Genomic DNA, 16,117 nt, shown 5'->3' with positions numbered 1-16,117 from the left:
ATGCTTTAATTTAAATGTTGATATTTCCACCAAACACCAATTGAGCAGGTCCCTTTAAAAATACGTTTGTATAGTTGCCATTTTTTTCTGTAAAAGAAACTTCTAAAAACCCACCTTCAACAGGTAAAGCAATAGAAGTACTTTTGGTTTTGTTGGTTTTATGCATGGCAACAGCTACAGCAGTAACTCCTGTTCCACATGCTAAAGTTTCATTTTCCACACCTTTTTCGTAGGTGCGTACTCGAAAAGTGTTTTCATTAATTTGTTGCACAAAATTTACATTAGCACCAGGATTATTATAACTGTTTCTAATTTTTTTCCCTTTAGCAAATACAGGATAGTTTTCTAATTCATCAACCAATTCTACATGATGTTGAGTGCCTGTATAAGCGAAAACAGAATTTTCATTCACTTTTATTTCATCAACATCTATCATTTGTAAAGAAATCATATCATTATTAATTTCGGCAAAATGAGGGCCATCAACAGCAATAAAATTTGTTTTTTTACTGATAATATTTAAATGTTTTGCAAAAGCAACAGCACATCTTGCTCCATTTCCGCAGAAAGTTTGGCTACCATCTGCATTGTAATAAATCATTCTAAAATCTAAATCATCATCATTTTCAATTAAAATAATTCCATCTGCACCAATACCAAAATGTCTGTCAGAAAGTTGTGCAAAAATGTCAGTTTTTTCTTTTGGAAAGGTTTTTGTTCTGTTATCAATCATCACAAAATCATTTCCAGTTCCTTGGTATTTATAAAATGCTAAATTCATACCACAAAGGTAATGATTTGAAGGATAAAAAAGGTCTGTTAAAACGCGGTTAAAAACCGTTAAAACCGAGTTAAACAGATTTTTTGAAAATGTTAAAATTGTATATTTGATTAAATAAAATTTAGAATTATGAAGAAATTTTTTGGTTTAGTAGGAATGGCAGTTTTAGGAGGAGCTCTTACTTTAGGAGGCTATAAATTGCTTTTTAATGAAACTGTTGTAGTGAATAATAAAACAGCAGGGACTACAAGTATTGTACAAACAAACTATACACCCACTTTTAACAAAAAATCTACAGCAGTTGCTGCAGCTGCCATAGATTTTACATTGGCAGCAGAGCAAACAGTACATTCTGTAGTTCACGTAAAAAACACAACTATTAGAACGCAAACTAACCCTTTAGATATTTTCTTTGGAAATGGAAATGGACAAAGAAAATTTGAGCAAGTGGGTACAGGTAGTGGAGTTATTATTTCGTCTGATGGGTATATTGTAACCAATAATCATGTAATTGATAATGCAAATGACATTCAGATTACTTTAAATAATCAAAAGAAATTCAAAGCAGAACTAATTGGTACAGATGCTAATAATGATATTGCATTGTTAAAAATTGATGCAGATATGGAGTTGCCTTTTACACCTTTCGCAAATTCTGATAATATTAAAATTGGGGAATGGGTTTTAGCAGTGGGTAATCCTTACAATTTAACATCAACAGTAACAGCAGGTATTGTTAGTGCAAAAGGTAGAGATTTAGAAGGAAATAGAAATATAGAATCTTTTATTCAAACAGATGCAGCTGTAAACCCTGGAAACAGTGGTGGAGCTTTGGTAAATACTAGAGGAGAATTGGTAGGTATCAACACAGCAATATCTTCTAAAACAGGTTCTTTTATTGGGTATTCTTTTGCTGTACCTTCTAATATCGCCAAGAAAATTGTAGATGATTTGTTGGAATTTGGAGTTGTACAAGAGGCAATTTTAGGCATTGCAATAGATACTGATTATACAGAAGAAGGTGTTAAAGTAGGTAAGGTGTTTTATGAAGAAGGTAAAAAAATGGAATTAAAAGAAGGAGATATTATTAAAAGTATCAATAACGTAAAGATTTCTAAATTCTCTGAGTTAAAAGGGCAATTAACTTCTAAAAGACCAGGTGATAATATTAATGTTACTATTGATAGAGATGGAGATTTGCTTACCAAAAATATTGTATTAACTAAAAAAGTAAAACAAATTATTGCAAAAACTTTTGGTTGGCAATTAAAAGATTTAACCCCAAAAGAAAAGAAAAAAAGAAATGTTATAAAAGGCGTAAAAATTGAATATACTGCAGATAAAAGAAACGATTTATCTGGTTATATTATTACAAAGATTAATGGAGAAGAAGTAGATAATGCAGAAAAAGCAGCACAACTTATAGATAATTTATCGAATTCTAATTATAGAAATAATTTAATAGAACTTATAAGTTTAACTGGTGATAAAGAAAGATTCCGTTTTTAAAAAAGTATTAAACGCTGTAAAAATCCTGATTTTTTAATCAGGATTTTTTTTTGTTAAAATTTTTACGAAATCGATTTCGTATTTTCAAAAAAAGAAATACTTTTGTACAAATCTTAAAATAAGTTATTAGCTATGTCAACAACCCCAAATTACGAGAAAGAAGTCGTTTCTCAAGCGCAAACCAGCAGAGCCACAATAGAATTTATAAATATTGTTTACGATTTATGGTATGATAAATCTATAGAATTGGTGCTTTTTAGAAATCCTTTAATAGATAAAAGAGCAGGAGAGGTGCTTAATTTAATTCGTTATGCAAAAGAATTTGTAAATAAAAAAATCTCTATTCAAGATGTGCTGAGTATTGCAAAGGCTATTCAACAAATCGATTTACCATCCTCTAAATTAGATATTGGTAAATTGGCTTATGAATGTTATTTAAACCCTAAAAGATGTGCAGATAAAGTTGCTTTTGTGCAAAAACAACTTAAAGACGCTAAAGAGGCTAAAAACATTGTTCCTAAAGATGTAGTTTTGTACGGTTTTGGTAGAATTGGGCGTTTGTTAGCAAGAGAATTAATGACTAAAATGGGTAAAGGTGCTCAATTAAGATTGCGTGCTATTGTTACTCGTGGAGAAATAACACAATCTGTTTTAGAAAAAAGAGCCTCTCTTTTACAAGTAGATTCGGTTCATGGCGATTTTTTAGGTACTGTACATACTGATATTGAACACAAAGCGCTAATTATAAACGGTACAACTGTGCACGTAATTTCTGCTAATAATCCAGAAGATATTGATTATACACAATATGGAATTAAAGATGCTTTAATTATTGATAATACTGGTGCTTTTAGAGATGATGTAGAGTTAAGTAGGCATTTAAAAGCAAAAGGGGCAAGTAAAGTATTATTAACTGCCCCTGGTGAAGGAATACCTAATATTGTACATGGGGTGAATCATAAAAAATACAATCCAGATAACACAGATATTTTTTCGGCAGCATCTTGTACAACCAATGCAATTACACCAGTTTTAAAAGTTTTACAAGATAATTTTGGAATTAAAAAAGGACACATAGAAACTATTCATGCCTACACAAACGATCAAAATTTGGTAGACAATATGCACAGCAAATACAGAAGAGGTAGAGCTGCAGCATTAAATATGGTGATTACAGAAACTGGTGCTGGAGAGGCTGTTGCCAAAGCCATACCTGTTTTAAAAGACAAATTAACCTCGAATGCAATTCGAGTTCCTGTACCAAATGGATCTTTAGCAATTTTAAGCTTACAATTAAGAAGACCCGTAAATACAGAAGCTGTAAACGCCATTTTAAAACATAATGCCTTAGAAGGTGATTTGGTAGAACAAATAAAATATTCGTTAGATAACGAAATGGTTTCTTCAGATATTATTGGCTCAACAGCACCATCAATTTTTGATAGTAAAGCCACAATTACAGACAAAGAAACTATTGTTGTTTATGTTTGGTATGATAATGAATATGGTTATTCTCATCAAGTAATGCGTTTAGCAAAACATATTTCAAAAGTTAGAAGATATACGTATTATTAAAATGATTTTGTTGATGATAAAAAAACAAAACTTTTAAAATATTCATGTTGATGAATACCTTGTAAAAAATAAAATAGCTCTCCAATTTTTGAGAGCTATTTTGTTTTTTTCTTTTTTTTTTGAGGATACCAAAACTACTTTTTAGGAAGGTATAATTTCATTTCGCCAATTTCCAATTCGTCTAAATGTCCCATTTTTGTTTCGTCTTTTGTAATTAAGTGCATATGTACAAATGAGTCGTGATGAGTAAAAATACCTTGATGCTCAGTTGAGAAAAAACCAATTATTTCGCAGTTTTCATTAGTTATAGTATAATTTATTTGCCCTTGATGTGCTTCAACTGGAGAGCTTACTTTGCTGCCTTGTGGTAAATTTTGAATGTGAATAACTGCTTTAGCAACTTGCCCTATCAATTTAAAAGCAAAAGGTTTTTTGAAGTTTGTGGCTTGGTTTTTAGTAAATTTTTCTACGTCTTTAATTGTTTTTACATCAGTGGGTAGTTTTATTTCATTCCAATTGTTAATGTTGCTGTAAACAAAAAAAGGTGCAGAAATATCAAAAGATTTTTCAACAATCATTGTAGTGTCACTAATTACTTTTGATACGTAACTTTTGCCATTATTAATTAACAATTCCCCAGTTAAATAACTCACAGGTCCAAGGCCATAAAGCCCTTTTTTATCAGCAATAGTGTCTAAGTTTATGCTACCACTTAATTTCCCTTTCCACATTACGTTTTTCATGGCGCCAACAATGTTTACATTTTGTTTTTCTTGGACTTTTAAAGTGCAACCAACGAATATTAAAAGCGTAAAAAGGAATACAATTTTTTTCATTGTTTTTTTATCTAATTATTTGAGTAATGTTGTCTGAGATGGTCTCAGAAAATTAACCATTGCTAATTTTGTAAATATTAAGAGCTGAATATCACTATTTTTTGATAAAATGATCATTTTTGATGAAATAAAACAATCGTAAATTTAAAAGAAGCTGTCTGAAAATTAGATGTGTATGTCGTTTTGAGTGAAATCGAAAAATCTAATTATTTGATGATTAAAAATTAGATTTCTCTATTTCAGTCCAAATCACTGGGATTTTATACTTTTCAGACAGCTTCTTTATACGACCTTCAGCAAACATTGTATTCTACATATAATCTTCAATAGGATTACAAGAGCAAATTAAGTTTCTATCTCCAAAAGCATCATCTACTCTTCTTACTGTTGGCCAAAATTTATTGTCAGCAATATACGCTAAAGGAAAAGCGGCTTGTTTTCTGCTGTATGGAAAACTCCATTCATCTGCAGTTAGCATTTCTTGAGTGTGAGGTGCATTTTTTAAAGGATTGTTTGCATCCTCTTTCGTCGCATTTTTAATTTCTTCACGAATGGCAATCATAGCATCACAAAAACGATCAAGTTCAGCAATAGATTCAGATTCTGTAGGTTCAATCATCATGGTTCCACCTACAGGAAAAGAAACTGTTGGAGCATGGAAACCATAATCCATTAAACGTTTGGCAATATCTACTACTTCAATCCCATTTTGTTTAAAGTCCCTACAATCAATAATCATTTCATGAGCTGCACGTCCTTTTTCGCCTGTAAATAAAGTCTCATAGTGCCCTTGCAAACGTTCTTTAATATAGTTGGCATTTAAAATGGCGTTTTTTGTTGAGTTGGTTAATCCTCTAAAACCCAGCATTTTTATGTATCCGTAAGAAATTAAACATACTAAAGCAGAACCCCAAGGAGCTGATGAAATGGCTGTAATTGCATTTTCTCCACCAGTTTCAATAATTGGGTTTGTAGGTAAAAAGGGCACTAGTTGAGGTGCAACACAAATTGGCCCAACTCCAGGACCACCTCCTCCATGAGGAATGGCAAAAGTTTTGTGTAAGTTTAAATGACAAACATCTGCGCCAATTGTTGCAGGATTTGTTAAACCAACTTGAGCATTCATATTTGCACCATCCATATATACTTGTCCTCCATGATCGTGAATAATTTTGGTGATTTCTTTAATTTCACTTTCAAAAACTCCATGAGTAGAAGGATAAGTAACCATTAATGCTGCTAAATTATCCGAATGCAATTCTGCTTTTTCACGTAAATCAGCCACATCAATATTTCCGTTTTCGGCAGTTTTGGTAACAATTACTTTCATACCAGCCATTACTGCTGATGCAGGATTTGTTCCATGTGCAGATGCAGGAATAATACAAATATTTCTATGATGATCTCCTCTTGATTGGTGATACGCTCTTATGGTCATTAAACCAGCAAACTCGCCTTGAGCACCAGAATTAGGTTGTAAAGAAGTACCTGCAAAACCAGTAATAATATTTAGTTGATGTTCTAATTTTTTAAGAACTTCTTGATATCCTTGTACTTGATTTAAAGGCACAAAAGGATGAATATTTCCCCAATTCGGATTGCTTAAAGGCAACATTTCTGAGGCAGCATTTAATTTCATGGTACAAGACCCTAAAGAAATCATAGAGTGATTTAAAGCCAAATCTTTACGTTCTAGTTTCTTTATATAACGCATCATATCTGTTTCTGAATGATACGTATTAAAAATCTCGTTTTCTAAAAATGGTGTGTTTCTAGCAACCGAACTTGTAATTACTTCAAAATCTGAATGGAAAGGTTCTTGTGTTAAAATTTGTGAGAAGGTATCGTAATTTTCTTCATTTACCGGATTTGGACGTTTTTTTAACTGACCAAAAATAGTAAACAAGGTCATTAAATCTTTTTGAGTAGTGGCTTCATTTAAAGAAATTGAAACCAAATTATCAGAAATATAATTAAAGTTTACTTCAAAAGATTCTGCTATTGGTTTTAAACGTATAGCGTCAATTTCTATTAAAAGCGTATCGAAATAAGAAGAGTTTAATTGTTTAAAACCAGCTTTTTCTAAATAATCTGCAACTAATTTTGTTTTATTATGTACTGTATCAGCAATATATTGCAAACCGTCTTTTCCATGATACACTGCATACATTCCAGCCATTACAGCCAATAAAACTTGTGCAGTACAAATGTTACTTGTTGCTCTTTCTCGTTTAATATGTTGTTCTCTGGTTTGCAATGCCATTCGCAACGCACGTTTGCCATTCATATCTTTAGTAACGCCAATAATTCGTCCAGGAATACTTCTTTTGTATTTTTCTTTTGTTGCAAAATAAGCTGCATGAGGCCCTCCATAGCCTAAAGGAATTCCAAAACGCTGTGTAGTACCAACAACCACAGACGCACCAAATTCACCAGGAGCTTTTAATTTTACTAACGATAAAATATCGGCAGCTACAGCTACTTTAATATCATTATCATTGGCTTTGGCAACAAAGTTTTCATAATCATAAATCTGACCTAATTTACCAGGATATTGTAAAATAGCACCAAAATAAGCATCATCAAAATTAAAATCTTCATGGTTACCAACAACCAATTCTATACCAATAGGTGTAGCTCGTGTTTGTAATAATGATAAGGTTTGTGGTAAAATTTCTTCCGAAACAAAAAACTTATTGGCACCTGCTTTTTTCTTTGCACGTTCTCTTACATCAAACAATAAAGCCATGGCTTCTGCAGCAGCCGTAGATTCGTCTAATAAAGAAGCATTTGCTAACTCCATTCCTGTTAAATCACAAATCATAGTTTGGTAATTTAACAAGGCTTCTAAACGACCTTGTGCAATTTCTGCTTGATAAGGAGTATAGGCAGTATACCAACCTGGATTTTCTAAAATATTACGCTGAATAACACTTGGTACAATTGCTTCATGATACCCTAAACCAATATAACTTTTATATACTTTATTTTTATTGGCTAACTCATTAATATGGTTTAAATATTCATATTCGCTCATTGCTGGCGCTAAATCTAAATCTTCTTTTAAAAGAATATTATCTGGCACAGTTTCAGTAATTAACTGTGCTAAACTATCAGCATTAATAGTTTCTAGCATTTTTTTTTGCTCCACCTTATTTGGGCCAATATGTCTTAATTGAAACGAATTTGTGTTCATTAAATAGAGTTTTTTTAGACTTTTTTTAAATATTTAAAAAGGCTTAAATAGTAAACCTAATAATCTGTAATTTAATTTTGCAAAAATACGTATTCTTTGTTTTAATTTTGATGATAATGCCCTCGCAAAACATTTAATTATTAACTAAATAGAATAATTATAAACAATAAGTTACTTTTGTGTAATGAACATTTTTAAGTCCGTTTTTAACTTTTACATCAATGCAAGTATTCATGTAGCTTTAGCAGTATATGCTTTACTTAGAATTACAGAAATGTATTTTGATTTATCTTACAATCAAAATTTGTATTACTTTATTTTTTTCGGAACTATAACAGGCTACAATTTTGTAAAATATGCAGGTGTGGCCAAATTGCATCATAGAAATTTAACAGATAGCTTAAAAGTAATTCAAATTTTTTCGTTTTTTTGTTTTTTAGCCATGTGCTATTTTGCTTATCAAGTACGTTTATCAACTTTATATTTTACTATTCCTTTTACCGTTTTAACAGTGTTATATGGAGTTCCATTTCTTAGCGGATTTGATAAAAATTTACGTCAAGTTAGTTATTTAAAAATTGTTGTTGTGGCTTTGGTTTGGGCAGGTTTTACAGTGTTAATTCCTATTATAGATTCAGGTGAAGTACTTAGCATTAAAACTTACCTTTTACTTTTACAACGCTTTTTAATGGTAATTGTTTTGATATTGCCTTTTGATATTAGAGATATGCAATATGATGCCATTTCATTGCAAACCATCCCTAGAAAAATTGGTGTTGAAAAAACCAAACGTTTAGGTTTGATATTAATGATTTTTTGTTTGATTTTAGAGTATTTGTCATCCACAACAAATACCATGCAAACCCCATTTATGGTATTCTTTTTTATGGTGATTCTATTTTTGATGAGAGCAAAAACCAATCAACCTAAATACTACAGTTCCTTTTGGGTAGAATCACTACCTATTGTGTGGTGGTTGATTCATTTAGGATTTCATAATTTTTAAAGAGTAATGTTGTTTTTATTATCAACTTTTTGAAGAATAAGAACAAATAAAACAGATATCGTAAAACTGTAAAAAGGCTTCTTAAATGGCTACTATATTTGTAGCTTTACGCACTTAAATTTAATCAAGATTTAAAGACAATGGTTACCACAAAAAGAAATTATATTTTCGATTTTGATAGTACTCTAACTCGTGTAGAAGCTTTGGATGTTTTGGCAGAAATTACGCTAGAAAACAATCCGAAGAAAGATGAAATTATTCAAGAAATCATTGATATTACCAATTTAGGTATTGATGGTGAAATTTCATTCACAGAATCTTTAGAGCGCAGAATTCAATTATTAGAGGCTAATGAATCTGATTTAGAAGGTTTAGTAGCAGCTTTAAAAAAGCAAGTATCAAAATCCATAGAAAGCAATAAAGAATTTTTTGAAGAATTTGCAGATGATATTTATGTGATTTCTTGTGGATTTAAAGAATTTATAGACCCTATTGTAGCAGCCTACAATATTCCATCAGAAAGAGTATATGCCAATACTTTTGAATTTGATGAAAATGGAAAAATTGTGAGTTTTGATAGTAATAACCCACTATCTCAACACAATGGAAAAATCAAGTGTTTAAGAGATATGAACCTTGAGGGAGAAATACAAGTTATTGGTGATGGTTATAGTGATTATGTAACTCGTGAAGCTGGTGTAGCAGACAAGTTTTTTGCTTACACAGAAAATGTTTCTAGAGACAAAACTACCGAAAATGCAGACCATATTGCACCGAATTTAGATGAATTTTTATACGTAAACAAGTTGCCAAGAAATATAAGTTACCCAAAGAACAGAATTAAGATTTTATTATTAGAAAACGTACATCCAGATGCTTTTACCAAGTTGTCTTCAGATGGTTTTTCTGTAGAAACCGTATCTAAAAGTTTGTCTGAAGATGAATTGATAGCAAAAATAAAAGACGTACACGTTTTAGGAATCCGTTCTAAAACTAACGTTACTCAAAAAGTAGTAGACGCTGCAGAAAAGTTGATGGTGGTAAGTGCATTTTGTATAGGTACCAAACAAATAGATTTAGAAGCGTGTAAAGAAAAAGGAATTGTGGTGTTTAATGCACCTTACAGCAATACACGTTCTGTAGTAGAGTTGGCAATTGGCGAAATTATTATGTTAATGCGTTCTGTGTTTCAAAGAAGTACAGAAATTCATAATGGTCAATGGCAAAAAACAGCAGCAGGCTCTAGAGAAGTTCGTGGTAAAAAACTAGGTATTGTAGGTTATGGTAATATTGGTAAACAGTTATCAGTTTTAGCAGAAGCACTAGGTATGCATGTGTATTATTATGATGTTGAAGATAAATTAGCCTTAGGAAATGCAACTAAAGTAAGTACTTTAAAAGAGCTTTTAGAAATTTCTGATGCAGTAAGTTTACATGTAGATGATAATGCTGCCAATAAAAATTTCTTTGGTGCAGAAGAAATTTCACAAATGAAAGACGGAGCTGTTTTGGTAAATTTAGCTAGAGGATTTGTTGTTGATATACCTGCTTTAGTGGCTGCTTTAAAAAGTGAAAAATTATCTGGTGCTGCAATTGATGTGTATCCTTCAGAACCAAGAAAAAATGGTGAGTTCGAAACAGAATTAAGAGGATTGCCAAATGTAATTTTAACACCTCATGTTGGTGGAAGTACAGAAGAAGCACAAAGAGATATTGCCGATTTTGTGCCGAGTAAAATTATGGCTTATATTAATTCAGGAAATACAGTAGATGCTGTAAATTTTCCAAATATTCGTTTACCAAGACAAACAAATGCGCATCGTTTTTTACATATCCATAAAAATGTGCCTGGAGTAATGGCAAAAATCAATAAGATTTTAGCTAAATACGATTTGAATATTAATGGTCAATTTTTATCAACAGATCCAAAGGTAGGTTATGTAATTACAGATTTAGATAAAGAATATAACAAAGAGGTCATTGACGAACTAAGAGCTGTAGAAGGTACAATTAAGTTTAGAGTGTTGTATTAGCATTTTATTAGTTTTATCATATTTTAAACCCCACAGTTTACTAAAATTGTAGGGTTTTTTTGTTGAAATTTGTTTTAGTTAATCAAAAAACAAATGCTAAAAATCTTAATCTATACTTTTATAAAGTACAACAATCATTCTGTTTTTGGCCAAATACACTAAAATACAAAGTAAGTATTTAATATACTTTTTCACCATTTAAATAAGTGGCAACTACTTTTGTGTTCGGAATTTTGTCTCCAGAAATAGTCATGATATCTAGATTTAAAATAACAAAATCAGCAAATTTACCTACTTCAATAGATCCTTTTTCTTCTTCTTCAAAATTAGAATAGGCAGCCCAAATTGTCATCCCTTTTAGGGTTTGATCTCTATACAAGGCATTATTCATTTGAAAACCATCTTCTGGAAATCCTTCTAAATCTTTACGAAAAGTGGCTGCATAAAATGTTAGAAATGGATTTACTTTTTCTACAGGAAAATCTGTACCCAAAGCAATTTTTCCATACCTATTTAATAAATTTCTAAAAGCATAGGCACCTTTCATACGTTCTTTACCAATTCTTTCTTCTGCCCAATACATGTCTGAAGTAGCATGTGTAGGCTGTACAGAAGGCATTATATTATTAAAACTTCTAAAATCTTTAGAGGATATTATTTGAGCATGTTCAATTCTCCATCTTCTATTTTCTTCGTTTTTTAATACTTCATTGTAGGTTTTTAACATCCAGGTATTTGCAGAATCTCCAATAGCATGTGTATTCATTTGAAATTCTGATGCAGCAATTTGTCTTGCTATTTCTCTATAGCGTTCAGCAGGATAAATTAGTGCCCCAAAATGATTTTCTCTATCTGAATATGGTTTACGCATTGCAGCACCTCTAGAGCCTAAAGCTCCATCACCATAAACTTTAAAAGAACGCACATTTAATCGGTCCGTTTTATAAATTCCTTTATTAATATAGTAATCAATTTGTGCTTGTTTATCTCCAGAAACCATGGCGTAAATTCGCATTTTTAATTGATTTTTTTGTTGTAATTCATCAATTAATTCTATGGTATTTCTGTCTAAACCAGCATCATCAACCGTTGTTAAGCCATAAGAAAAACATATTTTTTGTGCATCTAATAAGCCTTGAATAGCTTCTTGTTTACTGGGCTCAGGTATTTTTATAAAATCCATAGCAGCATCAATTAAAACCCCAGTCATTTGTCCGTTTTTGGTGATGATTTCTCCTCCAGAAACAGGAGTGTCTTTAGTGATTCCTGCTAAATCAATAGCTGCTTGGTTAACTAGTAAAGCATGGCCATCAACACGTCTTACAGCAACAGGAGTTGAAGGGAATAAAGAATCTAATTTATCTTTTGTAGGAAACTCTTTTACGGGCCAATCATTTTGATCCCATCCACGACCAGTAATAAAGTTGGTGTTTTTTACTTTTTGAAAAGAATCTATTCTTTTAATAACATCATTATAACTTTTTGTACCCTCTAAAGATACTTTTTGTTGCTGCAAGCCCATTCTATAAAAATGACAATGTGCATCTATTAAACCAGGTACAATGGTTTTTTCTTGGGCATTAATAGTATCTAAAGCACTGTATTTATTAAAAATTTCATCATTTGAGCCTATTGCTACAAACTTACCATTTTTAACTGCAAAAGCTTCTGCGTTTTGAAAGAGGTCATTTACAGTGTAGATTTTTGCATTATAGACTAGTAAATCAACTTTTTCTTGTCCGCAAGAAAATAAAGATAAGAGAACAATAAATTGGAAAAGGTTTTTTTTCATTTTTAAAAAGTATTTGTGTAGACAAAATACACTCCGTATATAAGTATAAATTGAAAAGGGATTCTAATAATAGCTATTTTTTTTGAACCAATAGCAGGTTTTTCTTTGGTTACATCCCAAATATGAATAGGTAAAAATAACACAAGTACAATAATAATACCTGTTGATGCTTGTTTTGATGTATTAGAAATAAACAGGCCTACACCTAAAATAAATTCTATAGCACCAACAACATAATTTACCAGTTTTTTGTTTAAAAAATCAGGAATAAAATGTTTGAAGAAGTCCATTTTTATAAAGTGCATTATTCCTGCAAAGCAGAAAAATGCTCCATAAATGATACGTAAAATTAGTGTTAAATTATTCAAAGATTAAGGTTTTACAGGTGCATCTGCATACAAATATTTATCCATTAGATATATTATACTAGCCATAGATGCACTCCCTAATTCTAATTCGCGTTTGTTTACTTTATCAAAAGTATCTCTACTAGTATGATGATAATCAAAGTAACGTTGAGAATCTGGTCTGTAGCCAACTAAAGTTACATTTTCACTTTTTAAAGGGCTAATATCTGCACCAGAACCCCCTTTATCTAAATCATGTAAGCCATAAGGAGCTAAAAGTTTTTTCCAGCTTTGTAAAAGTTCTGTGTTTACTGTATTTGCATCAATAGAAAAACCTCGAGGTGTATGACCACCTGCATCAGATTCTAAACCACCAATATGATTTTCTTTGTTCAGTTTTGCCAATGCTGCATATTTTTTTGCGCCTCTAGTTCCGTTTTCTTCGTTCATAAAAAACACAATTCTTATGGTGTTTTTTGGTTTGATATTATTTTTTTTGAAAAGATAAGCTACCTCTAAAGATTGCACAACTCCTGTACCATCATCATGAGCACCTTCGCCTAAATCCCAAGAATCTAAATGACCACCAACTACAAAGATGTTTTCTGGAGTTTCTGTGCCTTTTATTTCTCCAACTACGTTAAAAGAAGGTTCATCAGGTAAGGTTTCGCAACTTTGTTTAAAGTAAAATTTTAATTTTGGATTTTTTTGTAAATCAGCACTTAAAATTTCAGCGGCTTTACTACTAATGGCTGCTGCTGGTATGTATTTTTCTTTAGGTAAATCTCCATAACTCATGGTTCCTGTATGCGGATAATCATCAATAGCATTAGTCATAGATCTTACAATTACACCTTTAGCACCAAACTCACCACAAGCTGTTGCGCCTCTTACACGTTGGTCTACACAACCTCCATATGCCTTAAAGGTGTTGATTAAAGTATCATCAAAAGGACGATTGAAAAATACAATTTTACCATTCATTTTAGGGCCTAATGCTTTGGCTTCTTCTAAACTTTTTACTTCAATAACTTCTGCTAAAATGCCTTCTTTTGGTGTGGCAATAGAAAAACCTAAAGCACAAATAGGCACATTTTTTTTTGTGCCATTTGTGGTATAATTTGCCACTTCTTTTTCACCACGAACCCAATGAGGTACCATAACTGGTTGCAGCCAAACAGAATCTAAACCTACTTCTTTCATCAATTGCTCACCCCATTCTACGGCTTTTTGGGCTTCTAGAGAGCCAGATAAACGTCCACCAACATTTTGAGTTAAATCTCTTAACCATTCATAAGATTTACCATGGGTTAAAGCTGAGTTAAATAACGTTTTTATATTCGTAGAATCTGTTTTTTCTTTTAGAGAGAGTGTGTTTGATATTTCTTTTTTTGTAGTTTTTTGATTACAAGAAATTATAAAAATCATTAAAAAAAGTAGCAGTAAAAGTTTTTTCATGTTTTGGTTATTTTATTTTGATAAAATTACAAAAACGAGATGACAATTTACAGTATTTGAAAATGAATATGGTCATCATGTCTTACAGCTTTGCATCCATGGAATCTTATTTTGGAACTTTGTACTTGAAATCTACTTTTTAAATGGGGTTCAATAAAAATTTTATGAACAGCTTTATTTTCGGATAGTATTTCAATGAGTCTTTTTGTAGCCTTAGTAGAAAGTTTTAAATTGATATTAGCTCCAAAAGTGATGTATTTCGTAAAATCATATTGCCAATATCCTTTTTGTTTACAAATATTGGTTTGATGTAATTCATTTTGTAGAGGTTCTTCAAAAACACCATAACCGCTATTAGCGGGCTTTAAATTGGTTAAATGGCCATTTGTATCTTCATAAATAAATGAGAGATCTATTTTTTTACCATCATTATGACTAAGGTGTGGTAATAGAGGAAAGCCATCAAAAAAAGGGAAATTGGCATCTAAATAAATTAATTTAATATTTTTAAATTCTACTTTGAGTTTAGTAGATACCTCTTGTAAAACGGTTTTCATTTGAACAGTTGTGTAATTTCTGTTGCAAATTTTAGTAAAAATATGGTGTGCTTTTAGGTTTTGATTGTCATCAATCTTCACTCTGCCTAGCAAAGGCGTAATATTTGGTACAATTAGAAATGTAGTAAAACCATAAAATACAAAAAAGAAAACTAGTCTTTTAATGTTGTATTTTGATGTGTTTTCTCGAAAAAATAATAATGAAATGATGTAAATTATCCCACCAATTTGGGTGAGAACTGTTAGCATTACTGTGATGAAGAAGTGAAATATGATTTTTAAAAATCTAAATGTCACGCATTAATAGCTTAGATTCCTTATAGATGTATTTATATTTACGTTGATTTGTTTCAATCATGTTATTGATTTCTGTAATCACATCGTTCAAAACAGATTTTGCAGCTTCTTTTTGATCTCTTCTAATTAAAAATCGAGATAATTCTAAACGTTCAGGATAATTTGAATATCGTTTGTCTACTTTTTTAAATTGAACTTCAGCTTCATCTATAAGATTACATTTTTCTAAAGCTATGGCATAAAAACATAAAGAATCTCTAAACGTTTTTTCGATATCTATTTTGCTAGCATATTGAATTACTTTTTTAAAGTTTTCAATTTTAAAATAACACTTTAGTAGTTTGTTTATGGTGTAAGGATGCTGCTGGTATTTGCCTTGTAAAGCTTTTTCATAAAATTCAATTGCGCTTTTAAAATTATTATTTTCTAAATGCGCATCAGCAAGATTAATTTTATTTTGAAAAGTTTCTGAGAAAGAAAGTTTTTGTTCTAAATCTTTAATTTTTTTGGTAGGGTTAACTACAGCAGTTATAGTATTAAGTGTATCGTCTAAATTTTTTTTATTTAATATTTTTGTAAATAAATAAACAGCACCACCAATTAATGGTAGAAAAAATATAACAATATACCAATAATAATCATTTTTGGTTTTGTATACGTGAAATATACAAAAGGCTTGAAAAGCAATCAGCAAATAATACAGCATAGGCTGTAAATATAAGCAAAAAGT

At 31.0% G+C, this 16,117-nt stretch carries 12 protein-coding genes; 4 read left to right on the top strand and 8 right to left on the bottom strand.

The annotated features are described in order from the left end of the window. Window positions 1-10: 10 nt before the first annotated feature. On the bottom strand, window positions 11-781 hold the full coding sequence (gene dapF, locus SJY27_RS06495) for a diaminopimelate epimerase (RefSeq protein ID WP_397447445.1): 771 nt from the start codon (window positions 779-781) through the stop codon (window positions 11-13). 129 nt (window positions 782-910) lie between these two features. On the opposite strand from dapF, the gene SJY27_RS06490 reads away from it, so the two are divergent. Together SJY27_RS06490 and SJY27_RS06485 are read left to right on the top strand one after the other, a co-directional pair. Beyond that, on the top strand, window positions 911-2,290 hold the full coding sequence (locus SJY27_RS06490) for a trypsin-like peptidase domain-containing protein (protein ID WP_397447443.1): 1,380 nt from the start codon (window positions 911-913) through the stop codon (window positions 2,288-2,290). 132 nt (window positions 2,291-2,422) lie between these two features. Continuing rightward, complete coding sequence (locus tag SJY27_RS06485; protein WP_397447442.1) at window positions 2,423-3,865, top strand: glyceraldehyde-3-phosphate dehydrogenase; 1,443 nt, start codon at window positions 2,423-2,425, stop codon at window positions 3,863-3,865. A gap of 134 nt (window positions 3,866-3,999) precedes the next feature. On the opposite strand, the gene SJY27_RS06480 is transcribed toward SJY27_RS06485, so the two are convergent. After that, complete coding sequence (locus SJY27_RS06480; protein WP_397447441.1) at window positions 4,000-4,701, bottom strand: acetolactate decarboxylase; 702 nt, start codon at window positions 4,699-4,701, stop codon at window positions 4,000-4,002. A gap of 310 nt (window positions 4,702-5,011) precedes the next feature. After that, window positions 5,012-7,897: an aminomethyl-transferring glycine dehydrogenase gene (gene gcvP / locus SJY27_RS06475; protein ID WP_397447440.1), complete on the bottom strand. Its 2,886-nt coding sequence runs from the start codon at window positions 7,895-7,897 to the stop codon at window positions 5,012-5,014. A 184-nt stretch (window positions 7,898-8,081) separates the two neighbouring features. Here gcvP and SJY27_RS06470 point away from each other — a divergent pair, with 184 nt between their 5' ends. Both SJY27_RS06470 and serA read left to right on the top strand, forming a co-directional pair. Then, a complete protein-coding gene (locus SJY27_RS06470; protein ID WP_397447439.1) occupies window positions 8,082-8,903 on the top strand; it encodes a hypothetical protein in 822 nt (273 codons plus the stop codon). 140 nt (window positions 8,904-9,043) lie between these two features. Next, complete coding sequence (gene serA / locus SJY27_RS06465; RefSeq protein WP_397447438.1) at window positions 9,044-10,936, top strand: phosphoglycerate dehydrogenase; 1,893 nt, start codon at window positions 9,044-9,046, stop codon at window positions 10,934-10,936. A gap of 178 nt (window positions 10,937-11,114) precedes the next feature. Here serA and SJY27_RS06460 read toward each other — a convergent pair whose 3' ends face one another. Genes SJY27_RS06460 through SJY27_RS06440 form a run of 5 tightly spaced genes read right to left on the bottom strand, consistent with a single transcriptional unit; the run spans window position 11,115 to window position 16,093 of the window. Continuing rightward, entirely contained in the window at window positions 11,115-12,728 is a 1,614-nt protein-coding gene (locus tag SJY27_RS06460; protein ID WP_397447437.1) for an amidohydrolase, read from the bottom strand. 2 nt (window positions 12,729-12,730) lie between these two features. Further along, window positions 12,731-13,096, bottom strand: a complete 366-nt coding sequence (locus SJY27_RS06455; protein WP_397447436.1) for a MauE/DoxX family redox-associated membrane protein — start codon at window positions 13,094-13,096, stop codon at window positions 12,731-12,733. A 3-nt stretch (window positions 13,097-13,099) separates the two neighbouring features. Beyond that, window positions 13,100-14,533, bottom strand: a complete 1,434-nt coding sequence (locus SJY27_RS06450; RefSeq protein ID WP_397447435.1) for a M20/M25/M40 family metallo-hydrolase — start codon at window positions 14,531-14,533, stop codon at window positions 13,100-13,102. Between the two features lie 47 nt (window positions 14,534-14,580). Then, window positions 14,581-15,339 (bottom strand): hypothetical protein, encoded by a 759-nt coding sequence (locus tag SJY27_RS06445; RefSeq protein WP_397447434.1) that lies wholly within the window; start codon window positions 15,337-15,339, stop codon window positions 14,581-14,583. Window positions 15,340-15,376: 37 nt separating this feature from the next. Further along, entirely contained in the window at window positions 15,377-16,093 is a 717-nt protein-coding gene (locus SJY27_RS06440) for a hypothetical protein (RefSeq protein WP_397447433.1), read from the bottom strand. Window positions 16,094-16,117 lie beyond the last annotated feature (24 nt).

The organism is Polaribacter sp. R77954, from assembly GCF_044595335.1.
Classification (GTDB): domain Bacteria; phylum Bacteroidota; class Bacteroidia; order Flavobacteriales; family Flavobacteriaceae; genus Polaribacter.
Note: the sequence above shows the minus strand (reverse complement) of the source record. Positions and strands in the feature narration are given on the sequence as shown.